Here is a 25,441-nt window from a genome sequence, read left to right as displayed (position 1 = left end):
TCCTCTGACCTTTTTCATATTATTTTTCGAAAAACCATATTAAAGATAGACAAATTGAGCGTTTCCTAAAATAATGAAATGAAGTGATTTTTTGGAGTTAATTGTTGGAACCTTCAAGCCATTATCTCGTATACATGAATTGACGGATCCGTCGGTCGTAGCTATGGACATGTAGAAATGAGGAAAACAGATGAAAGCAACATGGAAACAAGTATTATCATTCGTCACGGTGCTCATGCTCGTCTTGGCCTTGATCCCGCCCTACGTGAGCGCGGATGCAGGAGCGGGCATGCAAGATGCGAAGACGCTCAGCCCGGGAGTGGAGGTCGCGTTTGAGACCGGGACGGACGCAACGAATACATATTGGTTCAAGATGGAGCGGGGTGCCCCGTCATCGATGACACATATGGAAATCCAGTTCGAGTCAACAAAACTCGCGAACATCTCGGTCTATCCGAGCGCCGACATGGCAGCGAAAGATGAGACGTTCGAACAATATCGTTCGAGCGCGACACAAGAGGAAGAACAACAGGCGGCGACGATTCGTCTCCCGTATGCATGGGAAGGCCCGTACTACATCAAAGTGGAGTACCTTCCAATGACAGAAGACGCGGAGGAGGCCGCTGCGTCTGACATCAAGCTCGTCTACAACCCGGTCAAATTGCCGGTCAAATATGAGAACATCGAGACTGAGGCCGGCATGTGCGCCGTCGAGTCGATTTTGAATCCGACGCCGGAGCGCGACTCGATGTTGAAGCTCATCCGTCGCATTCAGACGGAAGTGTTGTCGCAGTCTGAGGCCGGGAACGATTTGGCCGCCTTGTACTATCGCACGTCTCCGTACTTGATCAAAGCGATTGTGAAAGACGGAGCCAAACGTCAACAAGCCTACAATGATTTGAAGGCGCTACAGCCACTCATGAACGCGCTCGTCGACCGCAAGGCGTACACGCTCACGAAAGCGGATGAGGCTGCCATCAAGAGCTTGCAGGCCTTCGTGACGACAAACGTCCCGACCGCGTTACAGGCAGAAGTAAACAAAGTAGCAGCCAAACTCGGCACAGGTACACTTGCCGGGACACCGCTTCAAGATGTGATGGTCAAATTCGGAGTATCGATTGAAATTGATGATGCCCCGCGTTATATCGTCAAATACAAGTCGTCACCGAGCAAGTCGCTCGGCAAGATGAACGCGTTATCGAACGTCTCGGCAGAGCAGATCGATATCGGTCGCCCAGGTGACCACTTCGCGGTCGTCGATGTCGAGTCGGCGAGCACGAAAACGCAGGCGACGGCCAAGACGACGCTCGAGCGTGACGCGAACGTCGAATTCATCGAGCCGGTCCAGACGTATCAAGCGTTCATGGCCGACACGAGTTACGACTATCAATGGTCACTCAACTCGAAATCGGTGTTGCAGCCATTCAAGGAAGCTGGAATCGGAATCGATGCGTATGAGGCTCTCAAATTGCCGGTCCGTTCGGTGAAAGTCGCCGTCCTCGATACGGGTGTCGACTATCGCCTCCTTGATTTCAAAGGACGTGTCGACATCGCCAACGAGAAAAATTTTGTCGACCCGAACGGGGAAGGCAGCGCGCTTGACGATCACGGACACGGGACACACGTGGCCGGCGTCATCGGTGCGATTCAAAACAACGGGACATCGATGCGCGGGATGATGCCTGCTGTCTCGATTCTCCCAGTCAAAGTGCTCGACGCGAGCGGTTCTGGGGACACGGAACAAATCGCGCTCGGAATCAAATATGCCGTCGATGCTGGTGCGAAAGTTATCAACATGAGCCTTGGCGGCAGCGAGAGCCGGACGATCGGCTACATGTTGAAGTACGCCTATGACCGCGGTGTCGTCGTCGTGGCGGCAACGGGGAATGATGGCGATTCAAGCCTGTCGTACCCAGCTTCATCGAAGTATACGATTTCGGTCGGTGCGACGAACACGTTCGGCATCGTCTCAGATTACTCGAACTATGGCTATGGTGTCGATGTCGTGGCACCGGGCACGAAAGTCGCGAGCCTCGTCCCGAACGGTAACGTCGTCTATATGGACGGCACGAGTATGGCGACGCCACACGTCTCGGCCGTCGTTGGATTACTGCTATCGACACGTCCGGCACTCAAAGTCGAAGAGATTCGCCAATTGCTCCATCGTACGGCAGAGCCGCTTGCTTTCTCTGGCGGGGATGCGACAGGTGGAATGAGCTATGAAGACGGCCTTGATTATTTCATGGAAGACTCGGAAGAAGAACTTCCGTTCAACTATGACTACATCAGCGGCTATGGCAAGGTTAATGTGCACCATGCAGCTTCGATGCTACGTCTCTACGCCAAGCCAGGCGTCGTCCGTGACAATTCGACGGTGTTTGCTGCTAGCGTGCAGAGCGGGACGACAGTGACGGTCTATAACGGCGAGAAACGTCTCGCGACCGGAACATCGAAACAAGCTCGTGTCGCATTGAACATCGGAGCTCAAAAAGCAGGCACGGTTCTCCGGGTCGTCTATAGCAACGGGAAGCTCGTCTCGAGCGAACGCCTTCTCGTTGTGAAAGGTGCCCGTGCGAAACAACCGACCGTCTCGACACCACGTGCGAACGCGAAGCAAGTATCGGGTCGCGCGGATGCGGGAATGACGGTCATCGTCCGAGACGCGAAGCGCCGAGTCATCGGAAAAGGGACGACCGGCCTCACGGGAACGTTCGTCACGAAGACACGCACCCTTAAAAAAGGGGAGCGCCTCTCGATCCACATCGAGGACGCGAAAGGTCGCGCGAGTCAGATGAAACACGTCGTCGTCAAATAAGTACACATGAAACAAGGAGTTCGCCGCAGCGAACTCCTTGTTGTGCCTTCTACTCGAGGATACCGAGGAGCTCCATGACCAATAAAACGAACAGTCCGGAGCCGAGAACGGCCGCGAAGAAGACGAGCACGGCGTACTCTTTTTGTTTCAAGATGGCCCACCATCCGGTCACGAACGCTCCGAGCCCGAGGACGAAGAATGTGGTCATGTAGCTGAGCCGTAGCATGTTCGCGGCGTTGTCGCTCTAAAGCGTCGAGTGGAAGGTCGTATCGAAGTTATCGAGCAGGAGGAACGGCACGTACATGGCGAGGAACAAGCCGATGAGGATAATCGACCACTTGCCGACCGAGGTGTGTGGGAACAAGGCGCCATTCATGACGATTCACCTTTTTTCATTACAAAATCATCTGTATAGGACTATTCCCGTTTTGGTGAAAAGTTGACGAATTTCGTTGAAACGACATGATATAGTCGAAATGAGAGAGTGAGGGATGGCTATGGTCGAACAGTTCAAGATGAGACGCGTTTGGGAGGATGCGCTCGAAATGAATGTGGCATTGACGTTAAAAGCAAAATGGTGCAAGGTCACGGTGGACGAGTATGTCACCGCATCCGATATCGAAGCGCTCGTCTCTACGTTATCCGCGTTCAATGCACGAAACGGGAAGTCACCCCAGACGTGGAGACTCAATGTTCCGCTCGTCCACGTCTCCTTGACGTTCGAACTGGCGAATGCGAGAGGGACCGTGCAAGTCAACGCCGTGGTCGAACAAATGAAAGGCGATGGCGGGGATATGCAGGCGGCCTTTTCGTTCGAGACGACGATGGGGCAGCTCGATGATCTGAGCGCTCAACTCAAACGTTTCATCCGTCGTGAGACCGACCATGTCGACTCGCTCCGACAAGAATAAAGCAGCCTGAGACGTCTCAGGCTGCTTTTCAATACCATTCTTTCGGTTCGTAGTTCAATTCGCGGAACAACTGCTCGCGCTCTTTCTTCGACAGATCGCGCCATTGTCCGGGCGGGAGCTTGCCGAGTGTGATGTTCATGACACGTACGCGTTGAAGCCGGTACACCTCGTAACCGAGCACTTCACACATGCGACGGATTTGGCGGTTGAGACCTTGCGTCAGCGTGATGTTGAAATCGAACTTCGACAGTTGGTGGACTTTACACGGCAACGTCTTCTGCCCGAGGATTTTCACGCCGGCTTCCATCTGTTCGACGAACTCCGGGGTGATCGGCTTATCGACCGAAACGATGTATTCTTTCTCGTGCTCACCCTCTGCGCGAAGGATCTCGTTGACGATATCACCGTCGTTCGTCATCAAGATGAGCCCTTCCGAGTCTTTATCGAGACGGCCGATATTGAAGATGCGGAGCGGGTGGTTGACGAGGTCGACCAAGTTGCCTTTGACCTTTTTCTCGGTCGTGCTCGTGATGCCGACCGGTTTATGGACGGCGATATAGACGTTGTTTCGTGCGACACGCGCGGCCGAACCGTTGACGAGCACTTCGTCTCCTGGGCTCACTTGGTCCCCGATTTTCGCTTTCTTCCCGTTGATGGTTACCCGTCCTTCTTCGATGAGGCGGTCGGCTTGGCGGCGGGACGCCTTGCCGGATTCACTGATAAATTTGTTGATACGCATAGATCCACGTCCTTTTTTGGCTTCGTCCTCTCACTATAACGTATTTTAGAGGTGCCTGAAAGCGGGAAACGACCGAGTAGAGAGGATGTGGCATGATGGAGCAGGCACGTTTGCTATTGCAAGACGCGATACGATTTCAACAAGCGCTCATGACGTCGTCGTTTCAGGCAGAGCTGATTGATGGGGCGTCCCCGGTTCTATGGTACGGGCGACCGACGGAGGAACAATGGCTCACCATCGGGACGAACCCGTCGCGCGGCGAATTTTACGAACGGGACGGCACCGTCAGAAGTGGGGAATCGCAAAAGTTCTATTGGCGTGACGAATCACTCGATACCTACTTACAAGATGAAAGTGCGCTCGAAGCGACGCTTGACTATGCTGCGACTTACTTTGAGGGCGGACGGGCGACGACGAGTTGGTTCGGCAAACCGGGCGGGGCGAAGCTCGAGGCTCTGCTTGAGGGCATGGGACGCTCATTCTACGATGGGTCGGCACTCCATATCGACTTCTTCAAATATGCGACGTCGCGTCAGATGGGCCAATTGCGGACGGGACGCCAGTGGATGGAGCACCCGACATCGCTCGATTTGCTCGAACGGACGATTCGTTATGTGACCCCGTCCCGTTTGATCGTCCTGGGGCGGGATAACTGTGCGGCATTTAATGGGTTCACGCACAATGAACGGCTCGACGCGTATCCAAGTGCCCGGTTCGAGCTCGGTTATCATGCGACGCTCCATGTCCCGATGGTCGGACTGCATTTCAAACCGTCCGAAGTGTTCGTCGGTCTCGGGAACGGTCGAGACGCGTTCGGGCTCCACCATGGCTCGTATGCGAAACGGGAGCATCTGATCCGAATCGGAGCGGCCATCGAAGCGAGCGCTCGTCGTTATTTTGGCTGAACGTCAAGCTTTGGCGGCTGAACGCGTGTGATACTGCCCCAAAAGTTGAACTCGTTGAAATCGATATAGCGGATGTCGCGGGAGCGGTTATCGAGCACCTCGAGCAAGATAACGTCGGGAAAGCCGGGTTTGTGGAAGATGATATAGCCGATCCCAGTGACAGAGTGATTTTTATAAAACCCGTTCGCCATATTCAGAATGAAAGGGCGGTCGGACTCGAGTTCGCGCTCGAACGTCGACCATTTCCATAGATAACGTGAGCTGCTGTGCCCTTTGTAGCCGTAATGGGCCCATAGTTTCGTGACGATTGTACTGATTCGAGTCGGCGGTGTGCCTTTCTCGTCTTTGAACTGATGGGCGAGCGCAATCTCACGAGCGTCTCGTTGAATCTCGATTACGTCCTCTGGGATTTGGTCATAGCCTTGGTCACGGTAATAACGAAAGACGGCCGTCATCGAGGTGAGCGTACAATTGTTCTTGCCCCCGTTGAACGCTTTTTGAAGCAACACTGGAACCCCGCTGATGCGCTTCTCGCTTTTGACCGTCCAATGGCCGTGATAGCGGTCGTTCACGTATGCCTCAGGGTCGATGATTCCAGCGTAGCCTTTCTTCGCTACTTCGAGCTGTCCGGCGTAATGTTCGTCCATGACGCACCTCCCTTTTTCTTTATTATACAAACAACGCCCGTCCTCTGGAATGAGAGAACGGGCGTGTCGTCGTCAAAAGATGAGATGGGCGACCCCGACGATAATCGGTAACGTGATGATGGTCCGCAACAAGAAGATGAGGACGAGATCGAAGAACGAGATTGGCAATTTTGAGCCGAGCAACAATCCACCGACCTCAGACATGAAGATGAGCTGGGTGACGGACACACAGGCGATGACGAATCGCGTCAACTCGCTCTCGATGCCGCTGCCGAGCACGGCTGGTAAGAACATATCGGCGAACCCGACGACCATCGTTTGGGCCGCGGCCTCTGCTTCTGGCACTTGCAACAGCATGAGAATCGGTTCGAACGGTTTGCCGAGAATCGTGAACAATGACGTGTGCTCGGCGATGACGAGCGCAATCGTTCCGACGGCCATGACGACCGGCAAAATGCCGAGCCACATGTCGAGCACGTTTTGGAACCCGTCTTTGAACGTGGCGCCGGCGCCTTTACTCGATTTTGATTTGAGCAGCGCTTGACGCAGTGCCCAGATGCGCATCGGGACGTTCGCCGGCACCGGTTCTTCCGGTTTCAATTCGGTCTTCTCATAAGCCGTGTCGGGCTTACGTGACAACGGATAGATGCGTGGCATGATGAGCGCGGCGACGATGCCGGATAGGATGATCGTGCCATAATAATGTGGGAAATAGGCGTCGAGCTTCATGTACGACAAGATGACGATCGTGAACGTGATTGAGACGACGGAGAACGTCGTGGCGATAATCGAGGCTTCTCGTTTCGTATAGTAGCCTTCTTCATATTGTCTCGTCGTCAATAAAATCCCGATTGTGGCGTCTCCGACCCAAGATGCGAGCGCATCGAGCGAGGCCCGGCCCGGGAGACGGAACAGCGGGCGCATCACTTTGATGAGCATCGTCCCGACGAATTCGAGCAATCCGAAGTTCAACAAGAGCGGCAATAACATCCCGGCGAACAAGAACGTCGCGAACAAAATCGGGATTAGATCATATAACAACAGTCCGCCCGTGAACTCGGACGTGATCGCCTCGGGACCGATGACGAGTAGCGTCATGACGCCGGCGATGAACCCGATGACGCGCATGACGAACCAGAACGGTGTGACGTTGAACAACGTGTTCATGTGTGGGCGCTCTAGAATGAATGCCGGTTTGACCGCATACGTGATCAGTGAACCGACGACCGAGATGCCCATCATGATGACGGCGATCGTCGGTACGAAGTCGCCAATCAAATCGATCAACCAGTTCGATAAATAGGCGACCGGAATGGTGAACCCGTCACCAGACGGGATTGGGACGATGAAGAACAGAATCCCGATTAACGATGGAATGATGAATTTCATGTAATCTGCTGATGTGAATGTGGGTCCATCATGACCGGACCGGTTTGGTGTGTGATTCATTCAATTACCCCTTTTCCCCGAACGTATAGTTTGCGTTTCACTGGCACGTCCCCATCGTGCGTTGCGTGAATTGCTATGAAGGAATAGCTTCTTCTCATTCATTATAGAGAAGGGAACGTCGAGCAGGCAACAACTCGTTGTAATTTTCTGAAAAAAGAAAGCGTTATCAAGAGCGAACTATTCGTATTCTCCGGCTCACTTTAGTATGATGACGGCAAGTCTTACAAATTCGAGATATTCACCATATATACTTTAGGAACGGAGCGATACAGATGAGATTAAGTGTATTGGATCAAGCGCCGGTGACATCCGGACATACGTCAGAACATGCGTTACAAAGTGCGGTCGAACTGGCCCAATTGGCAGAAGAACTCGGCTATTACCGAATGTGGATGGCCGAACACCACGGCGGAATGTCGTTCGCCAGCTCGGCCCCGGAAGTCGTCGCGGCTTACATTGCGGCGAAAACAGAACGGATTCGTCTCGGGTCAGGTGGAATCATGATGATGCACTATTCTCCGCTTAAAATGGCCGAGGTGTTCAAGACGCTCAGTGCGCTCGCGCCGGGACGCATCGATTTCGGGGTCGGCCGGGCACCGGGCGGGGACGCCAACGCCATCTACGCGATGTCACAAGGCCAAAAACCGATGATGGACGGCCTGTATGAAAAGCTCGGGACGACACTCCAACTCATCAATGATGAGACGCCAGAGGAACGGTGGTATAAAAATACGCCGGCCGCTCCGACTGGTGTGACGCTGCCTGAGGCGTGGCTCCTGGGGTCGAGCGGGAACAGCGCCATCCAAGCAGGACGGATGGGGCTCGGCTACTCGTTCGCCCAATTCTTTAACGGGGAACTGAGTGTCGCTGCGCTCGACGCGTATCGTCAGCACTTCACCCCGTCCGCATTCATGGAGAAGCCGGACATCAGTGTCACGTATCTCGTGACGACGGCAGAGACGGAAGAAGAAGCTGAATACTTGGCGCGCCCGTCAGACTTATCACGCCTGTTCTTGATGAAAGGCCAGCTCCGTCAATTGATGAGCCCGGAGGCGGCCCACGACTATCCGCTCACCGAGATCGATCAGATTCACATCGCCAACAACCGGAAAATCCACCTCGTCGGGACACCGAAGCAGATTGCGACGCAACTGCAGGAAGAATCGGCCCATTATGGATTTGACGAGGCGATGATTTGCAGTATCCAGCATACACAAGAGAGCCGCTTGAACGTCTATCGGTTGCTCGCCAAAGAACTTCTCTGACGAAAACGCACCTATTCCTAATGGAAAGGTGCGTTTGTCAGTTAGAGGAACAGTTGCATGAGCACGAACAAAGCGACAAGCCCACCGAGCGAGACGGTAAAAAAGACGGCGACCGAACGTTCGTGATTGCATAAGATTGTATACACCCCCACGACGAACGCACCGACTGCGGCGGCGATGGCCAACATCGAGACGACGGTCGCCCACGTGTTGTCGAATAACGTGTCGACGTTGAACGGTTGAGCGGATTGGACGATGAGGGCAGACAGGAGTAAGAGCAAGAACACCGCAAGCAACAAGAGGACCGACCATTTTCCAGGCCGTGTCTGTGGGGTGACGTTTCGACTGAGCATGATGGTTCACCTCGCTTTTGTGACGTTTATTTATCTATACCCGATTATTGACCGCTCGTTAAAAATGTCTTCCCCTTTTTTTAAACGGTTTCGTGAACAAGACCGGCTAAAACCACTAAACTAGAAGAAACGGAGATTGCCTGGAGGTACAGTATGCAGCAGATGAAGATCGATCCGCACTATTTGTTTGACGTATTCGTTCAATTATACCGGATGGTGTTTTTGATGGAAGTGACGCCTGAGGGATATCGGTACGCACGCGTCAGTGAACAGGGGAAACTGGCGTCCTCGCTCCCGGACGATGTGAGTGGCTTGTATTTACATGATATGTATGCGGTCGATGTCGCCAACGAGTTAATCGGGCATTATGACGAAGTCGTCGCGACGAAGGCACCGGTCTATTTCATGTCGCAGATGAACATCGAGGCCAATACGGCCCGCTTCGCATCATCGGTCCTCATGCCGCTCGAAGATGAGGCGGGTAACGTGCGTTATGTGTTAGGGCTGACGACCGATTTATCGGAAGAGGCAGAGATGAAGCTATTGAGCAGCATCGAGAACATCGATTATTTGACCGGGATGCCGAACTTGATGAAAGTGAAGCTCGAGCTCGAGAAGCTGTTCACGCAACGAGAAGGAGCGGAAGTGACGAGCGTCATGCGGTTGCACATCAACCGGTTTAAAATCATCTTGTCCTTGCAAGGCGTGGAACAATCTCATCGCCTGATTAAAGAGATGACGCGCCATTTATCGGACTTGTTACCGAAAGGCTCGATTATCGGGCGCGTGGACGGAGAAGATTTTATCGCCGTGTTGCCTTACACCTCAATCGAGACGGCGACGATACATGGGGAGCGATTGCTAGCGGCCATCGCAGCGTACACGTACCAAGTGGCCGAGACCGAGTTCGCTTTATCCGGTTGTCTCGGAATCAGCGCGGGGAGCGAGGACGCCGACCGGGTCATCATGAATGCGTCAACGGCGCTCCTCGAAGCGAGACAAGCGGGCAAGCAAATCATCAAAGTGTACGAAAAGGACGATTACGTCCAACATTATATCGATGAGATGACGATTGAGATGGAACTCATCAAGGGACTGAAAGCAGATGAACTGAGCGTCGTCTATCAACCGAAAGTTGGCTGTCAGGACGGGATGGTTCATTTTGAGGCGCTCGTGCGGTGGCATAGTGCGGCGCTCGGTAACGTCTCACCGGAAACGTTTATTAAGATTGCCGAAACGTCGCTCTTGATTGAAGACATTACCGGGTTCGTTTTCGACCGTGTCTGTCGTGACATGATCGAGCAACCGGACCTGTTTGCAGGGCGACGTGTCGCGGTCAATGTATCCCCGGTGTTGTTTCGGCAAGACTATATCAAACAGTTATTACAGGTGCTCGCGACATACGGGTTGAGACCAGAACAGTTCGAGTTTGAGATCACGGAACATACGCTTATGCAAGAACCGCTCCTTGGCATTCAGACGGTCGACTATTTGAAAACGAAAGGCTTTCGCGTGTTGATTGACGACTTCGGCGTCAGCTACTCTTCCCTCAATTACTTGAAGATGTTTGAGATTGACGGCATTAAAATCGACCGCTCATTCATCAGTCAATTAGATAAAGACAACGGCCTGAAAGAATATGAAATCGTCAAATTGATTGTCTCACTCGCTAAAAAATTGAATTTAGAGGTCACGGCCGAGGGGGTCGAGACGGAAGCGCAGTACCGGGTGATGGAACAGCTCGGTTGTGGTGAGATTCAGGGGTATTTCTTCAGTCGTCCACTCCCGCTAAATGATCTCCAACAGGCGCTCGATGCGCTCGTCTATCAACATGCGGCGCTGCGGCAACTCGAGTTGGCCACGACTTCTCCGTCGACGGTACTTGATGAGCAAGAAGCCGAGCGTTTGAAGACGATTCTGCGCCTTGAGATTTTAAACACTCCGCGAGAGGAGCGCTATGATCGGATTACGCGACTTGTCGCGCGCACGCTGAACATGCCGGTCGCGCTCATCTCGTTTTTGACGACAGACCAACAATGGTTCAAGTCCTGTGCGGGTCCGGTGCTTGAGAGCCCACACGTGGATCGGGAATGGACATTATGCGACCGCGTCGTGACTGGCCAATCGTCGGTTGTCATCGAGGATGTGCAGACGTCTGAGGCCGGGACAAACAATCCGTTGCTTGAAAACCTCGGTTTTTATGCCGGTGTTCCGCTCACGACGCGAAGCGGACATGTCATCGGCACGCTTTGTGTGACGGACGAACGAGCTCGCACGTTTGACGAGGCAGCGTTGCAGTCGCTTGAAGATTTCGCGCGTTGGGTCATGGCTGAAATCGAATTGACGGAACAGACACGGGCCCAGGCCCAACGTCAACAGACGCTCGAGTCGCTGTATGAGGTGACGGCGCTTCATGAACCGTTTGGCAATAAACTAAAACGGATTCAGACAGTGCTCCGCGGCTGGATCGGCTATTCCCACGCCGTCGTTTTCTCGACGGAGTCGAAACATCGCGTCTTATCCGAGGACGGGGAAGGCAAGCTCGACTGGACGAGTGATGCCCTGCAACACCTTCATGCTTTGACGACAATCGGGCACCAAAAATTAGGTCGTGCCGAACTTGTGATCGATGGAATCGAGTTTAGCTCGATAATCAGTCTGCCGTTGTCCAATGATGGCAAGACGTTCGGTTGGGTCGTGTTCTTGGCCGAACAGGGCAGCTTGAACGACGTCGTCGACGCAGCGACAATCAACGAGATGACGGATACGATATTGCTCGTGACCCGGTGGATGGAGAACGAGATTCGGCGCGAACGTAAGCATCAGGAAGTCATCGAACTCATCACCCAAGACAGTTTGACGAAACTGGCGAACCGGCACTCGTTCATGACCGACATGAGACAAAAGATGAATCGGAAGCAGTCGGTCGTGCTGTTGTTCATCGATTTGGATGATTTTAAACAAGTAAACGATTCCTACGGTCATCTGATTGGGGACGAAGTGCTCATCGAGACGGCACGACGGATTCGCTCGTTCGGTCAAACGTATGACGGGAAGGCGTATCGCTTCGCAGGCGACGAGTTTTTAATCGTCATCGATGCGGAACGAGAAATAGTTGGAGCAGACCGATTTGAGGAGTTGAATCTTCTCATTTCCCAGGAAATGAACGTCGGAGATGGCTTGTCCTTGCGGTTGTCGGCCAGCATAGGCGTCGCTTGTTCGAAAGACCACGCTTCGCTCGATGCGATGATTCATCACTCGGATGCGGCGATGTACGTCGCTAAAAATTGCGGTGGGGATGGGTATTACGTGTACGACTCCCATCAAGAAAATTGATACGGAGGTATCATATGAGCAAATTATGGCTGATTGAAGGATTACCAGGGAGCGGGAAGACGACGTTTGCGGAAACAATCGCTGCGACAGCGGGCTATACGTTTTATTCGGAAATCGATGCGTCACATCCGGTCGATGTTCATGACGTCTATTGGGTCGAAGCAGACGGTATGACGGAAGGCGAGGTCATCGATCAAGATGGGACAGGTCGATTCATACGATATCGTCCGAACGAACGTCGTTCTGGAGTCGACGTCTATGAGCTGCCGTTCGATATACATGTTGAACTGATGATCGGCCGTTGGCGTCGTTTCGTGGAGCGGGTCAAGGGAGAGGACGGTACGTACGTATTCGAATGTGCCTTCCTGCAAAATCCGTTCACGATCGGTATGGTGGCCCAAGACGTCCCGAACGAGCAGATTGAAGCCTATATCGAGAAGGTGGCAGATTTACTGGCCCCGCTCGACCCGACCGTCGTCTATTTAGAGACGGTCGACGTTCCGACCGTGTTTCGCGATGTCTATGCGGAACGGCCGACAGAGTGGCAACGTGGTTTCGTCGAGTATTACACGACTCGCGCTTACGCTCAGGCAAACGGATTGGGCGGGCTCGAAGGGACGATTCAACTGTTGAAAGACCGGCAACGGCGTGAATTGAGCTTGTTAGAGCGTTTGCCGGTCCGGACGATTCGCCTCGGCAATGACGAGCGAGGGGCACTCGAAGCGCTCGACGTGTTACGGAGCAAAGAGGAGGTCAATCATGCAGACACTTAAGCGGCATTCGGAACGGTTTTGGTATATGGACCCAGTCGCGGAGACCGACCGTCCCATTTTAGGGGCTGTCGTCGGAGATACCCATACGCTCATGATTGATGCGGGGAACTCTGAGGCGCACACGATTTTATTTCTAGATGCCTTGACCAAACGGGGCATCAAACGACCGTCAATCGTCATGTTGACGCATTGGCATTGGGATCATATCTTTGGATTGTCGGCGCTGACCGACACCGTCTCCATCGCAAGCACGGCGACAAAAGCCGGGATGGAACGATTGCTGCCCTATGCGTGGGACGATGCTTCCTTAGCCGAACGGGTCGAAGACGGAAGCGAGATCGCGTTTTGCGCGGAAGCGATCAAACTCGAATATGGAGAAGAGCGATCGATGCGCGTCGTCTTACCGACGCTGACGTTCGATGATACGCTCACCCTCGACCTCGGCGGGGTACACGTCATTCTGAAGCACGTTGGTGGAGATCACGCTGCCGATGCAGTCGTGGCTTATGTACCAGAGGAAAAGGTGTTGTTTTTAGGGGATGCCCTCTATGCGAACTTGTACGCGCCGTCTTGGCGAATGACCCCGACCCGGACATTACGTCTTTTAGATGTACTCGATCAGTTCGAGGCCGAGGCGTACGTCTGGTCGCATGGCCAAGTCGTGACTCGTGCCGAATATGAGAAAGACCGAGACATTTTACGCCATTTGGCCCGAATCACTCTCGATTTCCCAGGAAATAAAGAGGTGATGACCGCTCAATACGAACGTCTGACAGATCGGACCGTCGACGAAGAAGTACAAGAGTTGATCTCGTTCTTCGTGAACGGTTCGAGCGAGGAAGCGTGATGAACATCATACGGATACACGATGAGGACGAAGCGTTTCAACAGTTTTTGACGAGTCGATTGCGGATGTTCAATGACACCCACTCGGTGCACCATCGTGGGATCCGCAACGCGGACGTCCCGGTCGTTCAGCTGAAAGTGGAGCAGGACGGGGACGTGATTGCAGGGTTGTTCGGGAGCGTCTATTGGGGCTGGTTCGACTTGGACCGACTCTGGGTCGCGTCAGAACATACGGGAACAGGCCTAGGGAGCCGCCTGCTCGAGGAAGGGGAGCGGTTGGCGCGTGACCTCGGGGCGACGCGCGTCAAATTGACGACGTTCTCGTTTCAGGCGAAGACGTTTTATGAGCGCTTCGGCTATGAGATCGCCGGCGTGCTCCGTGATTATCCGCCGGGTTCGGACTACTATATGATGACGAAGCAACTGACAGCTGATTGAAAAAAGGCGACTCGTGTGAGTCGCCTTTTTTCAATATACTTTATCCCCGTTAAAGATTGAGTTTTTCACCATGACGTAATCGACGGTGCGCAATGCATCGAGATTGTCCCCACCCGAGTAAGAGATAGCCGACTGGAGGTCTTGCTCCATCTCGGTCAACGTGTCTTGGAGCGCCCCTTTATGCTCAACGAACACTTTCTTGCCTTCGACGTTTTTCCGTTCCCCTTTTTGGAATTCAGAAGCCGACCCGAAGTATTCTTTGAGCAATTTCCCATCCTGTTCGAACGTCTCACCCGGAGACTCGTCGTGTCCAGCGAACAGCGAACCGATCATGACCATCGATGCCCCGAAGCGAATCGATTTGGCGATGTCGCCATGTGTCCGGATGCCCCCATCCGCGATAATCGGTTTCGTCGCCGCCTTGGCACACCAACGGAGCGCGGCGAGTTGCCAACCGCCCGTGCCGAAGCCTGTCTTGATTTTCGTGATACAGACTTTGCCCGGTCCGATACCGACCTTCGTCGCATCCGCCCCGGCATGCTCGAGTTCCCGGACTGCTTCCGGGGTCCCGACGTTGCCGGCGATGACGAACGAGCCTGGAAGGTGGTGTTTGATGTGTTGAATCATGCGGATGACCGCGTTCGAATGACCGTGCGCGATATCGATCGTGATGAACTCCGGCGTATGCCCGGCTTCCGCAAGCATCTCGACGAAACGATATTCGTCCTCTTTCACACCGACGCTAATCGATGCATACAACCCGCGTCCATGCATGTCTTCGATGAACTTGAGCCGCGTCTCTGGATGGAAGCGATGCATGATGTAGAAGTAACCGTTCTCGGCCAGCGATAAGGCGACTTTCTCATCGATGATCGTCTGCATGTTGGCAGGCACGACCGGAAGTCGGAACGTAAAGCCCCCAAGCGTCACGCTCGCATCACATTCAGACCTGCTGTCGACGATACATTTTGCGGGAATCAATTGAATATCTTCATAATCAAATACTTTATCCATGTTGTCACACTCCTATTTACGAACAATTAGATTCGTTGAATGATAAATACTTCGTCCATTCGGTAATGTAACGTAAATTAGAGCATATGTCAAAGGGATATAGCGATAAAAGATAAAAATTCTTGATAATCGTTGGTTAATCTTCTTTAATGTTCGTGTTTAGGTACTGTCTTCTGTGTTTCACGTGAAAAAAGACCGCTCAGGAGCAGTCTTCAAAAACGACGTATTGGTTTCGCCCACGGGCCTTGGCTTCATATAGTGCCAAATCGGCGTGTTTGAGCAATTGTTTCGTCGACGTTCCTGGTCGGTAAGGGGCGACCCCGACGCTCGAGGTTGTAACGAACGTATGTCCTTCGATTAACCACGGAAGTTGGAGCGCGGTGACAAGCTTTTCGGCCACTCGTCTCGGCGCATCGGATTCCGTGTAACGGATGAGCACCGAAAATTCGTCGCCGCCAAAGCGAGCGATCACGTCTTGGTTTCGCAGGACATCGGTCAGGCGAGCAGAGAATTGGCGTAGCAGTTCGTCGCCGATGTCATGTCCGAGTGTGTCGTTAATCTGTTTGAAACAGTCGATATCGAGCGAGAGGATGGCGAGAGACTCGTCCTCTTCATCCAATCGCACCAATGTCTCTTCCAAGTAGGCGAGGAAGTAGCGCCGATTCGGCAAGTCGGTCAACGTGTCATGGTAAGCCAGGTGCTTGAGCTGTTTCTCTAATACTTTGCGTTTCATGATCTCCCGCGTGACCGTCAAATAATGGAGCAGCTGGCCGACGTCGTCGTAAATCGCTTGAATCTTCGTCTCGAGCCAAATCCAACGTCCATCCTGGTGCAGGTGACGAAATTCGAGGGTGAGCGATTCGCTCGACGCTGTCATCGTGTCGAGTTGTCGTCTCGCGGACTCGACGTCATTCGGATGGATGAAGTCGAGCGTATTTTTACCCTCGTAAAGCTCGGGCGCATATCCAAGCACGGTCTTGTGGGACGGCGAAGCGTAGCGCACTTGACCGTCACGCTCGAGGATACAGACGAGGTCGCTCATGTTCTCCGTAATGAGGCGATATTGCGTCTCACTTTGGTGCAGGGCGCGCTCCATCTCACGCTTTTCGGTGACGTCGCGCAACAAAGTCATGACGGCAGTCGTGCCTTCGTAATCGATGAGCAGGCTGCCGATGTCCATATGTAGTCTTCGTCCTGTCGGCGTGAGGAGCACGATTTCCGTGTCTTGAACGGGATCACCTTGCCGTAAGGCTTGGAGGCGCGCCTTTGTCGTCTCATGAAATTCCGAGGCGACAAATTTAAAGATTGATTCGCACTCGATATTCGTCTCTCCGATCGTTTCTAGCGCTAGGGCGTTGGCGTATAGAATGACGCCGTCTTTATGAACGATAATCCCTTCCGGAATCGTCTCGATCAGTTGGCGATAGCGACGCTCGCTCTCTTGGGTCGCACGCTCGGCATTTTTCTCCGGAGTATGGTCAATAATGATGGCGAACAGACCCGTGATTCGGCCTCCGACTTCAATCGGAATATTCAAGATGGCCAAGTCGAGGAGATCCCCGGTCTTTTGAAGCGCCGTGATCCCGTATTTGTGCGGGGTGCCGGACAAGGCAAAGCGGAGACCGTCGTCGACGAGCATTCGTTCTGACTCTGGCAACCATGCTAAAAATGACTCGCCTAACAAATCATCTTCTCCGTAACCCGTGATTTGCGTGGCAGCGGGGTTGACCGATTGGACGCGAAACGCGTCATCGAGGACGAAGATGCCATGCGGCGAGTAGCGCCGGAGCGACTCGTGCTGGTCTTTCAGAATCGACAGTTCGAGTTCACGACGCTTCCGCTCCGTCACTTCACGGACGACCGAGATGACGTGTGTGCAGACGCCTGCCTCGTCGAAGACCGGGGTCACCTCGGATTCGTAGTAATGAACCGGTAGTTGAATCTCATGTGAAACGGGTTGGACCGAGTAAGAAGGTTCGGCCAGGCGGTAGTCTTCGAAGACGATACTCTTTCGTTCCCGAACAGCCTCCTCGTAATGTCGTGTGACGAGAGCGGCTGTCTCGGGCGGGACCATGTCCTCGACACGTTTCCCGATATCGGCATCTGTCCAGCCGATCGCCTGCTTCCCCGGCTCGTTTACAAATATATAGCGATAAGTTGAACCGTCCACTTCCATGAAGAAGACAAAATCAGAGATTTTGTCGAACGTTCGGAGGAGGACGGAGGAATAGTGTTGGATTGTCTGGTCGGCGTGCATCATGTCCCTCATTTCAATCAAAAACTTTTCGGCGCGTCATTCTCATATTACCGTAAGTGACGATGAAATGTGTGAACATTCTAAAAAAGACAGGACTGTAAAAAGTCCTGTCAGGCAGCTTGTTTCATTTCGGATCGCTCGTGGCGACCGTTCATCAAGTAATAGAGGAACAACGTAAAGGAGACGACGCCGGCAAGCAACAGATAGAGCGTTGAAAAACCGGTCAACGGAATGAGCAAGCCAATAAAATAAGGCCCGAATCCTAGACCCGCGTCCAAGGCGATGAAGAAGGTCGACGTGGCCATGCCCATCCGGTGAGGGGACGCCGCTTTGACGGCGATCGCTTGTGTGCCGGATTGGATATTCCCGAATCCTAATCCGATTAGCGCCCCGGCGAGTAACAGCATGACTGCGTTGTTTGCTTGGCTCAAGACGAGCATGCCGATCGCAAAGAAGGCGATGGCCGGGTACATGACGATGTTGGCCCCTCGCGCGTCCATCAGGCGCCCGGTGATCGGCCGCGAGATCAGGACCGTAATAGAATAGACAAGGAAGAAAATACTCGCCGCTTCCACGAGATCGAGTTCACTCGCATAGAAATTGATATAAGACAACACGCTCGAGTAACTGAGGGCCGCGACGCCAATGATGAGTGCAATTGGCAACGCCTTTGGTTCGACGAAGGCACTCAGTGACAAGCCCCGAACAACTTCCGGATTGTCGGCCTCAGGGACGTTCACGAACAAGGCACTTCCTAGACTGATGAGTCCGACGACGAGACAAGTTAGGAAGATGACCGAGAAGCTCGTGTACTGACTCATCATCAAGCCGACGAACGGGCCGATGGCGGTGGCGAGCGTCGAGCTCATGCTGTAATAGCCGATGCCTTCGCCTTTTCGAGAGCCGGGGATGACCTGGGCGACGATTGTTCCGGTCGCCGTACTCGACAGTCCCATTCCGAGACCGTGAACGAAGCGGGTGAACAGTAAAAAGCCAACGCCGAGGTCGATAAAATAGAGCAAAATTGTCGCCGTGAAGAAGGTGAGACCGATGAGAAGCGTCTTACGCCGTCCAATCGAATCGATCAAGCGTCCGATGAAGAGTCTCCCGACGAGCGTCCCGATAATAAAAATGCCGGTGACAAGCCCGGCCTCGCTCGTCGAAGCCCCATATGTGGAAACGGCATGAACGCCGATGGTTACCATTAGTAAGAAGAAGATAAGCGTCAAGAAGAAGTTGACGAGGGAGATGATGAGAAAATCTTTCGTCCATAGTTTTTGTGCGGTCAAATGCATCTGCAGCCCGCCTCCTGTTCCGTTTGATTATAAATAGTTAATAAACATAACTAAAGCAGTATAACAAACGAAGAGGGGTTTGTCCGAACAGACGCATTCCAATCAAAAAACCAATTCGCTAAAGCGAATCGGTTACGTCGAGCAATTATTGACGGTCCCAAAACCGTCCTTGCGCGATGCCGTCGATAAACGTATCGAAACCATCGAGACTATGTTGTTTGAACGTGTAGACGCCTGGTTGATCTGTCTTCACCCGGCAGCGGTCGAGCACTTCATCGTGGTGCAAATGTAGCGCGAGTGGCTTGAAGTGCTTATACGTGTTCTCGATGAATTCGAGCACGTCGTCCTCGACCGAGGTCGCTGTGCTGACGAGGAAAGCGGCATCGAACAGGCTCGAATCGACCGTATCATACGTCTCTTTCACTTTAAGGTCGCCGAGCGTATACGACTTCTTCCCGACGAGGCTGTAATTGACCTTGTTGTCAGCGAACACCTGGACCCACGCCTTCACTTGCGCGGCATCGACGTCTCCGGCAAGGAGGACGGCGACGCTCTTCGTGTCCGGTTTCGCGATTGTATTGGCCATGCTGAGCGCCGGTGAGGTCTTGTCCGAGACGACTTCATTGTTCTCGTCCGGAAGCTCGACGCCTAAGTTGTCAGCGACGACAGAGGCGAGGTGACGGTCGATGCGATTCAACAAATCGACGGCGTTCTCTTTGACCATGTCCGACTCACATTTGCCGAGCTCGAAGCTGTAAGCGTCTTGAATGTGCTGCTTTTCGACGTCGGTCATGCTGTTATAGAAGAGCTTCGCTTGCGAATAGAAGTCGAGGAAGCTGTCGCTTCGGCCACGAATCTTGTGCCCGTCGATTTTCTCTTGATAGTGCTCGAACCCACCTTGCTCGGCTGGAACAGGTTCGGGTTGATTGTTGTTGAGCGCATTTTTGTGGTAGCTCGTCTGTCCTTTATGGACGGCCATCTGATGCATGCCGTCGCGCTGGTTGTTATGGAACGGGCAGACCGGTTTGTTGATCGGGAGTTGATGGAAGTTCGGTCCTCCAAGACGTGATAACTGGGTATCAGTGTACGAGAACAGGCGTCCTTGCAGGAGCGGATCGTTCGAGAAGTCGATCCCAGGCACGAGGTGGCCAGGGTGGAACGCGACTTGCTCGGTCTCGGCGAAGAAGTTATCGACGTTGCGGTTGAGCATCATCTTGCCGACGAGTTTGACGGGCACGTCTTCTTCCGGCCAAAGTTTCGTCGGATCGAGAATATCGAAGTCGAACTTGAACTCATCTTCTTCGGCGATAATTTGAAGCCCGAGTTCCCATTCCGGGTAATCGCCTTTATCGATTGCTTCATACAAGTCGACACGGTGGAAGTCGGCGTTCTTCCCGAGCGCCTTCTGTGCTTCGTCCCACACTTGCGAATGGACGCCAAGTTTTGGTTTCCAATGGAATTTGACGAAATGTGCCTTGCCTTCCTTGTTGACGAGTCGGAACGTGTGCACGCCGAACCCTTCCATCATGCGCAGGCTGCGCGGGATGCCGCGGTCGCTCATCGCCCACATCACGTGGTGAGCCGCCTCATGGTTTTGACCGACGAAGTCCCAGAACGTGTCGTGGGCACTGCCGCCTTGCGGCACTTCCGTGTGCGGTTCCGGTTTCACGGCATGGACGAGGTCTGGGAATTTGATGGCGTCTTGGATGAAGAAGACGGGCATATTGTTCCCGACAAGGTCATAGTTCCCTTCATCCGTATAGAACTTCGTCGCGAAGCCTCGGACGTCGCGGACGGTGTCCCCAGAACCGCGTGAGCCTTGCACCGTCGAGAAGCGGACGAACACAGGCGTCACTTTCGACGGGTCGTTCAAGAAGTCGGCTTTCGTATAGTCAGCGAGCGACTCGTACACTTGGAACTCCCCGTGGGCCCCGACGCCGCGCGCATGCACGATGCGTTCAGGAATCCGTTCGTGGTCGAAGTGCGTCATCTTCTCACGGAAGTGGAAGTCCTCGATGAGCGTCGGTCCGCGTCGCCCGGCTTTGAGCGAAAACTCATCCTCCGCCATCTTTAGACCTTGGTTCGTCGTGAGCCCGGCTTGCTGCTCGTTATCGATCATATGTTGTTTTAATTGCTCTTCCTTCTTGTTCCCCATGTTATTGCCTCCCCTTTAAGTATGCACACGCGCTGTAAGCCACGTTTTGGCCTACTTAACGAGTTTTCCCTAACCGACCGAGAAAAAACCCCCATTTTTAAAATGGAGGTTAGCGTAACATGGATAGGGTTTTCGTCTTGCCGTCCGACAGTTTGTAGCGCACGACATAGTGGCGCGCCGTCGTCTGGACCGTGGCGGATGTGATTTTCGTCGTCTTTTCACCGATATGAATCAGCGTCAAATACTCGACTTGCTTGCCGCGCTTTGTCGTCACGACTTGATTGCGGCGTTGCCAGTCATAATCTCGGTATGACACGTAACTCGCACCGACGGCGACTTTCGGGGTCGTGCCGACCTCGAGTTGCAACAAGTGGATGGAGCGGTTCTGGTTGTCTTTAAACATGGCATGACGGCTTCCGCTCGAGACTCGGTTCAAACCGGTCCCAAGATGGAACCGCTGGACGAACGAGGTCGTGGTCGGACTCGTGATGTCATCGTACACGAGCACCGTTCCGTCGCGGTCGTAGGCGAGGCGACGGGTGTGCGTCATCCCCTGGCCGAGCAGTCCGCTCGTCCCGGCTGCCGTCCACTGTGTCGATGAAGCGCCGACCGAAGTGATTTGACTGCGTCGCAAGTTGCTCGGCGTCAATTTGAAGTTCTGTCCGGCAACATGGACGGTATTATGGGCCGCTGCCTGCATGACGACCTTTCGTTCGGGTCGATTCGTATAGGCGTAACGACCGCTCTCGACGATAAAGTCGCGTCCGTAACCGTAAAGGTCGATCGATAAATCGTCGGCATGTTTATGGATGTTGCTGTGATAGCCGGCCGTCATCATCACTTGGACCGCGTCGTGGAACGGACCGGCATTACCGCCCCAATGCTGACGGAAGAACGCGTACTGGTTCGACAACTTGCCGACCCGTGTCGACGGTTGCGCCCCAGATCTCCCTTGTGTCATCGCATAATACAAGTGTGAATAACGCTCGACATAGGGAATCGCGTCCGGACGGTGAACGATGGACGGGGTGTCACCGAACATCGGGAGTGTCCCGTTCGGCTTCAACATATACGTCAACGCACCAGGCATGTCTTTGACGTCTCCCATCCGGCTCGACAAGGCGAACCGGTTAGCGGCGGCCCAGTCGTTGAAACGGGCGAGCGTGTCATATAAATAAATCTGATAGAACGGTGAGTGCTCAAGGTGGACCCCGTCCGTGCTCAAGCTATGGTTCAACTGCTGTGTGAGCCGGTTCGTTGCCAGCGAACGCCATGACGATGAACGATAGAAACTTCGGTGCGTCTCCGCGACAGCGGTCAACGCCATGTCTTGGAACATGCCATGGTTATTGTTCGGCTTATAAAAGCTCGGTGTCGCGAGGAGCGTCGCGTGCTCATAGAGCGTCTTGGCGAACAGTTGCGAGAACGCTGGGTCGGTGTTGACCGTGGACGAGCGGAACTCGTTCCAGAAGTTGAGCAGATGGAACGTCCGGATCGCCGTGCCGTGGTCGTGATACGGCCATGGATAGCGTTTGTAGTTCCCAGCCGGATATTGCTTGGTCCAACTCGTTACGATCCGCTTTCCGTAACGGAGATACTCAGTGTTTCCGGTCGCGGCGTATGCTTGTGTCAACTGGTTCAACGTCGTGAAGTAATGGATTTGGAACTTGAACGACTTCGAGTCGACCTCCGGGACGCTGACGTCGAAGCGGTATGTATCGATGTTCGGGACGCGCAGCTGATAGGGCGGGGAGGGGATATACCAGTTCCCTTTCATCGCTGCGTCAGCCCGGATGACGGCGGTCTTGGTTGTCAACTCATCATAGTAATACGGCGTCTGGCCGCGGGTGAGCGAGCGCATATATTCGTGGGTCAGACGTGCATAGGTCGAACCAGAAAACGTCGTCAAGGACAGGTTTGTCGCCACTAGTTTGACGGCTTTCTTTTTCACGTAATAGATGGTTCTTCCGTCCTGGACTTTATAGTAATAACCGGACGTGCTGAGCGCCTTGAACCGCTTTGCTGTTCGCAACGTCGCTTTCGGCTTGAGCGTCTTGCCGACAAATTGATAAAGCGTTGTGCCGGAAGGGACGCTCACCTCATAAGGGGGTGTCGTCGCGGCCACGGCGGACTGTGGCGTCATAGTAGAACCCATCACGAACAACAGCACCCACAAAATCATCAATCGTTTCATAACGTCTTCCTTTCTTTGGCCGTTCAACCAGTTACGTGTATACAATTAGTATACAATTATATATTTAGCCAAAGAAAGGAAAATTCGATGTATTTTTCTGGAGGATTCAGGTTATAAAGCGGCCCAAACATTCTGCTTTAATACAATTTGTTGAACAGCTTCCGGATTCAAGTCGTATTTCGTGGAAATGGTGCGGGTCACCTTCGCTTTCAAGTCAGGATCGTCCGACTGTTCCGCTTCATAGACACGATTCCATGCTTGCCAGACACGTGCTTCCTTGTCCGAAAGTTGCGTGCCCCATTCTTTTTCTTTCAACTGCCACCCGAACGTCATGTCTTCATAAGAACCGGCTTTTACCGTATCAGCAAGGCTCCAATCTCCACCAGGCGCAAATACGGCCTCGCCGAGCGGGGATTCTGTACCGATATAGGCCTCGTGGTCATAAAAACGGATGAGGGCGGCTTGGAACGTGTCTTGTACGGCCACCTCGTCGATCACATCCTTGCTGATCGATTGGAGTGTCTCGACGTCGGGTTGGCCGTGGACGATAACGTCATATGCATAGCGGACCGCCTCGTCTTCCTTCACGGCCTGCCTCGCCTCGATCGTATAGCGTCCCTCCTCATGTGTCGCCTCTGTTCGGGTGATCGTGCCATCGCGTTCCTCCTCGATAGACTCATGCGGCCAGACATAGGCGGTCAAGATCATGGCGGGGATGAAGAGAAGACTGCGCCTTAGACGATACACCCATTTCGGTTTACGTTTCGTTGTCATTTAAATCACTCCAATTCTTATGTATAAAAAATCCCCTGATGTCAGGGGATTAACGTGTGCGGTCGAGCCGTACGATTCGAGAATCGGGACTGTCGATCCCACGAACCAGCTCACTCAAAATTTTAGAACCTAACATGCTGTACACCGTTCCATTTCCCCCGTATCCGAGTAAATAAAAGAGATTGGGGCGGTCCGGGTGTTCCCCGATAAAGGGAAGTTGGTCGATTGACTCACCGAACAAGGCTACCCAGGCGTATTCAACTGTCAAATCATACATCGGGAACAAAGCCTCGACTTCTTGGCGCAACCGCTCGGCCCGTTTTTGAATGAGCGCCTCGCTATGCGGTGTCTCTGGTTTCTCTTCATCGAGCCCGCCGGCGATGATGCGGCCGTCGACGGTCGTCCGTAAATAGAGGTACGGCCGTTTCGTTTCCCAAATGAGCGCCTGGCCATCCCATTCTTTAAAATCAGGGACGGGATTCGTCGCAATCGCATAAGAACGGTTGAGTTCGATTCGATGCGTGTCGAGGAGCGGGGCCGGGCGATAGCCGGTCGCGAAGATGACGTGGCCCGCCTTGAACGTTCCTGCTGGAGTCAGCACGAGCCAGTCGTCTCCGTCGGCGACGACTTCCGTAACGTCCGTCTCTTCAAAGATTGGGACGTCCTGTGTCGACAAGTAACGGACGACTTGGCGGCTGAGTGTGAGCGGATTGACCTCGGCGTCCCCGTTCGTGATCAAGGCGGCCGGTTTGTCGAACGGATAGCGTGCGCGTAACGCCTCCCGGTCGAGCCATTCGGCTTGAAGCCCATGTTTCGTCAGCATCTCATACTCCCGTTTCAATTTGGAGACATCTGCCTCACTGCTGGCAAAGCAAAGACTATCGCGTCGAATATAGACGTCTTTGGCATCGACCGTCTCGGCGACCTCGTCGAGCGCATCAACCGCCTCGGCGCACAGTTTATAGAAACGGACGGCGTCTTCTTCACCGATTTGCTCGGCGAGTTCATGCAACATGATGTCGTTCGAGTATTGAATGAGCCCTGTGTTCGCTGCCGTACTCCCGGCTCCGACTTTCCCTTGGTCGATGACGGCGAAATCGACACCGTCCTTGTAAAGTGTATAGGCTGTCAGCGTTCCCGACATGCCCGCGCCGATAACGAGTACGTCGTAGCGCTCTTTCTTGATTGGTTTTTGTAAGACGATCTGTTCCGATTCTGTGGTCGGCCAATATAAGTTCCCGTTGTGCATCTCCATGACGTCATCCTCCGATAATC

General features: G+C 53.5%; 21 protein-coding genes. 8 read left to right on the top strand and 13 right to left on the bottom strand.

Annotated elements, in window-relative coordinates:
* Positions 1-190: 190 nt before the first annotated feature.
* Entirely contained in the window at positions 191-2,815 is a 2,625-nt protein-coding gene (locus tag FED52_RS13275; protein ID WP_138860183.1) for a S8 family peptidase, read from the top strand.
* A gap of 49 nt (positions 2,816-2,864) precedes the next feature.
* Here the strand turns inward: FED52_RS13275 and FED52_RS13920 are convergent, their stop codons facing one another.
* Both FED52_RS13920 and FED52_RS14025 read right to left on the bottom strand, forming a co-directional pair.
* Positions 2,865-3,023 (bottom strand): hypothetical protein, encoded by a 159-nt coding sequence (locus FED52_RS13920; RefSeq protein ID WP_167491864.1) that lies wholly within the window; start codon positions 3,021-3,023, stop codon positions 2,865-2,867.
* A gap of 36 nt (positions 3,024-3,059) precedes the next feature.
* Positions 3,060-3,191: a hypothetical protein gene (locus FED52_RS14025; protein ID WP_276610413.1), complete on the bottom strand. Its 132-nt coding sequence runs from the start codon at positions 3,189-3,191 to the stop codon at positions 3,060-3,062.
* Positions 3,192-3,306: 115 nt separating this feature from the next.
* On the opposite strand from FED52_RS14025, the gene FED52_RS13270 reads away from it, so the two are divergent.
* Complete coding sequence (locus FED52_RS13270) at positions 3,307-3,726, top strand: hypothetical protein (RefSeq protein WP_138860182.1); 420 nt, start codon at positions 3,307-3,309, stop codon at positions 3,724-3,726.
* A 28-nt stretch (positions 3,727-3,754) separates the two neighbouring features.
* On the opposite strand, the gene rluF is transcribed toward FED52_RS13270, so the two are convergent.
* Positions 3,755-4,465 (bottom strand): 23S rRNA pseudouridine(2604) synthase RluF, encoded by a 711-nt coding sequence (gene rluF / locus FED52_RS13265; RefSeq protein ID WP_138860181.1) that lies wholly within the window; start codon positions 4,463-4,465, stop codon positions 3,755-3,757.
* A 95-nt stretch (positions 4,466-4,560) separates the two neighbouring features.
* Between rluF and FED52_RS13260 the strand changes: the two genes are divergently transcribed.
* Positions 4,561-5,370 carry a hypothetical protein gene (locus FED52_RS13260; protein ID WP_138860180.1) on the top strand — a complete coding sequence of 270 codons (810 nt, stop codon included), beginning with the start codon at positions 4,561-4,563 and terminating at the stop codon, positions 5,368-5,370.
* Here FED52_RS13260 and FED52_RS13255 read toward each other — a convergent pair.
* Together FED52_RS13255 and FED52_RS13250 are read right to left on the bottom strand one after the other, a co-directional pair.
* Complete coding sequence (locus FED52_RS13255) at positions 5,358-6,017, bottom strand: C39 family peptidase (RefSeq protein WP_138860179.1); 660 nt, start codon at positions 6,015-6,017, stop codon at positions 5,358-5,360. The two genes, FED52_RS13260 and FED52_RS13255, sit on opposite strands and share 13 nt — an antisense overlap.
* Positions 6,018-6,089: 72 nt before the next feature.
* Complete coding sequence (locus tag FED52_RS13250) at positions 6,090-7,466, bottom strand: YjiH family protein (protein ID WP_138860178.1); 1,377 nt, start codon at positions 7,464-7,466, stop codon at positions 6,090-6,092.
* A gap of 272 nt (positions 7,467-7,738) precedes the next feature.
* Here FED52_RS13250 and FED52_RS13245 point away from each other — a divergent pair, with 272 nt between their 5' ends.
* The gene (locus FED52_RS13245) at positions 7,739-8,731 is read left to right on the top strand and encodes an LLM class flavin-dependent oxidoreductase (protein ID WP_138860177.1); all 993 of its coding nucleotides are present in this window, start codon (positions 7,739-7,741) and stop codon (positions 8,729-8,731) included.
* 41 nt (positions 8,732-8,772) lie between these two features.
* Here the strand turns inward: FED52_RS13245 and FED52_RS13240 are convergent, their stop codons facing one another.
* On the bottom strand, positions 8,773-9,084 hold the full coding sequence (locus FED52_RS13240) for a hypothetical protein (RefSeq protein ID WP_138860176.1): 312 nt from the start codon (positions 9,082-9,084) through the stop codon (positions 8,773-8,775).
* Positions 9,085-9,237: 153 nt separating this feature from the next.
* Between FED52_RS13240 and FED52_RS13235 the strand changes: the two genes are divergently transcribed.
* Genes FED52_RS13235 through FED52_RS13220 form a run of 4 tightly spaced genes read left to right on the top strand, consistent with a single transcriptional unit; the run spans position 9,238 to position 14,477 of the window.
* On the top strand, positions 9,238-12,420 hold the full coding sequence (locus FED52_RS13235) for an EAL domain-containing protein (RefSeq protein ID WP_138860175.1): 3,183 nt from the start codon (positions 9,238-9,240) through the stop codon (positions 12,418-12,420).
* A gap of 14 nt (positions 12,421-12,434) precedes the next feature.
* Positions 12,435-13,193, top strand: a complete 759-nt coding sequence (locus FED52_RS13230; protein ID WP_138860174.1) for a P-loop NTPase family protein — start codon at positions 12,435-12,437, stop codon at positions 13,191-13,193.
* Complete coding sequence (locus tag FED52_RS13225) at positions 13,180-14,040, top strand: MBL fold metallo-hydrolase (RefSeq protein WP_138860173.1); 861 nt, start codon at positions 13,180-13,182, stop codon at positions 14,038-14,040. Before FED52_RS13230 ends, FED52_RS13225 begins: the two co-directional genes overlap by 14 nt.
* A complete protein-coding gene (locus tag FED52_RS13220) occupies positions 14,040-14,477 on the top strand; it encodes a GNAT family N-acetyltransferase (RefSeq protein ID WP_167491862.1) in 438 nt (145 codons plus the stop codon). Before FED52_RS13225 ends, FED52_RS13220 begins: the two co-directional genes overlap by 1 nt.
* Positions 14,478-14,507: 30 nt before the next feature.
* Here the strand turns inward: FED52_RS13220 and guaC are convergent, their stop codons facing one another.
* The 7 genes from guaC to FED52_RS13185 form a co-directional block, all read right to left on the bottom strand.
* Complete coding sequence (guaC, locus tag FED52_RS13215; protein WP_138860171.1) at positions 14,508-15,491, bottom strand: GMP reductase; 984 nt, start codon at positions 15,489-15,491, stop codon at positions 14,508-14,510.
* Positions 15,492-15,690: 199 nt separating this feature from the next.
* On the bottom strand, positions 15,691-17,748 hold the full coding sequence (locus tag FED52_RS13210; RefSeq protein ID WP_138860170.1) for a PAS domain S-box protein: 2,058 nt from the start codon (positions 17,746-17,748) through the stop codon (positions 15,691-15,693).
* Positions 17,749-17,858: 110 nt separating this feature from the next.
* A complete protein-coding gene (locus FED52_RS13205; RefSeq protein ID WP_138860169.1) occupies positions 17,859-19,043 on the bottom strand; it encodes an MFS transporter in 1,185 nt (394 codons plus the stop codon).
* A 145-nt stretch (positions 19,044-19,188) separates the two neighbouring features.
* Complete coding sequence (locus FED52_RS13200) at positions 19,189-21,198, bottom strand: catalase (RefSeq protein ID WP_138860168.1); 2,010 nt, start codon at positions 21,196-21,198, stop codon at positions 19,189-19,191.
* Between the two features lie 109 nt (positions 21,199-21,307).
* Entirely contained in the window at positions 21,308-23,392 is a 2,085-nt protein-coding gene (locus FED52_RS13195; protein WP_138860167.1) for an alginate lyase family protein, read from the bottom strand.
* A gap of 111 nt (positions 23,393-23,503) precedes the next feature.
* Positions 23,504-24,166 (bottom strand): hypothetical protein, encoded by a 663-nt coding sequence (locus FED52_RS13190; protein WP_138860166.1) that lies wholly within the window; start codon positions 24,164-24,166, stop codon positions 23,504-23,506.
* A 49-nt stretch (positions 24,167-24,215) separates the two neighbouring features.
* Positions 24,216-25,421, bottom strand: coding sequence for an NAD(P)/FAD-dependent oxidoreductase (locus FED52_RS13185; RefSeq protein WP_138860165.1), 1,206 nt, complete (start codon positions 25,419-25,421; stop codon positions 24,216-24,218).
* Positions 25,422-25,441: the final 20 nt, after the last annotated feature.

This window comes from Exiguobacterium mexicanum, assembly GCF_005960665.1.
In the GTDB taxonomy this organism is placed as follows: domain Bacteria; phylum Bacillota; class Bacilli; order Exiguobacteriales; family Exiguobacteriaceae; genus Exiguobacterium; species Exiguobacterium mexicanum_A.
This window is presented reverse-complemented; position numbering and strand designations above follow the sequence as displayed.

Coding starts and splice junctions, on each gene's coding strand:
- FED52_RS13920 (WP_167491864.1), bottom strand. CDS start 3,023: ATGACCACATTCTTCGTCCTCGGGCTCGGAGCGTTCGTGACCGGATGG.
- FED52_RS13260 (WP_138860180.1), top strand. CDS start 4,561: ATGGAGCAGGCACGTTTGCTATTGCAAGACGCGATACGATTTCAACAA.
- FED52_RS13270 (WP_138860182.1), top strand. CDS start 3,307: ATGGCTATGGTCGAACAGTTCAAGATGAGACGCGTTTGGGAGGATGCG.
- FED52_RS13275 (WP_138860183.1), top strand. CDS start 191: ATGAAAGCAACATGGAAACAAGTATTATCATTCGTCACGGTGCTCATG.
- guaC (WP_138860171.1), bottom strand. CDS start 15,491: ATGGATAAAGTATTTGATTATGAAGATATTCAATTGATTCCCGCAAAA.
- rluF (WP_138860181.1), bottom strand. CDS start 4,465: ATGCGTATCAACAAATTTATCAGTGAATCCGGCAAGGCGTCCCGCCGC.
- FED52_RS13240 (WP_138860176.1), bottom strand. CDS start 9,084: ATGCTCAGTCGAAACGTCACCCCACAGACACGGCCTGGAAAATGGTCG.
- FED52_RS13190 (WP_138860166.1), bottom strand. CDS start 24,166: ATGACAACGAAACGTAAACCGAAATGGGTGTATCGTCTAAGGCGCAGT.
- FED52_RS13195 (WP_138860167.1), bottom strand. CDS start 23,392: ATGAAACGATTGATGATTTTGTGGGTGCTGTTGTTCGTGATGGGTTCT.
- FED52_RS13200 (WP_138860168.1), bottom strand. CDS start 21,198: ATGGGGAACAAGAAGGAAGAGCAATTAAAACAACATATGATCGATAAC.
- FED52_RS13230 (WP_138860174.1), top strand. CDS start 12,435: ATGAGCAAATTATGGCTGATTGAAGGATTACCAGGGAGCGGGAAGACG.
- FED52_RS14025 (WP_276610413.1), bottom strand. CDS start 3,191: ATGAATGGCGCCTTGTTCCCACACACCTCGGTCGGCAAGTGGTCGATT.
- FED52_RS13210 (WP_138860170.1), bottom strand. CDS start 17,748: ATGCACGCCGACCAGACAATCCAACACTATTCCTCCGTCCTCCTCCGA.
- FED52_RS13225 (WP_138860173.1), top strand. CDS start 13,180: ATGCAGACACTTAAGCGGCATTCGGAACGGTTTTGGTATATGGACCCA.
- FED52_RS13185 (WP_138860165.1), bottom strand. CDS start 25,421: ATGGAGATGCACAACGGGAACTTATATTGGCCGACCACAGAATCGGAA.
- FED52_RS13235 (WP_138860175.1), top strand. CDS start 9,238: ATGCAGCAGATGAAGATCGATCCGCACTATTTGTTTGACGTATTCGTT.
- FED52_RS13250 (WP_138860178.1), bottom strand. CDS start 7,466: ATGAATCACACACCAAACCGGTCCGGTCATGATGGACCCACATTCACA.
- FED52_RS13245 (WP_138860177.1), top strand. CDS start 7,739: ATGAGATTAAGTGTATTGGATCAAGCGCCGGTGACATCCGGACATACG.
- FED52_RS13205 (WP_138860169.1), bottom strand. CDS start 19,043: ATGCATTTGACCGCACAAAAACTATGGACGAAAGATTTTCTCATCATC.
- FED52_RS13255 (WP_138860179.1), bottom strand. CDS start 6,017: ATGGACGAACATTACGCCGGACAGCTCGAAGTAGCGAAGAAAGGCTAC.
- FED52_RS13220 (WP_167491862.1), top strand. CDS start 14,040: ATGAACATCATACGGATACACGATGAGGACGAAGCGTTTCAACAGTTT.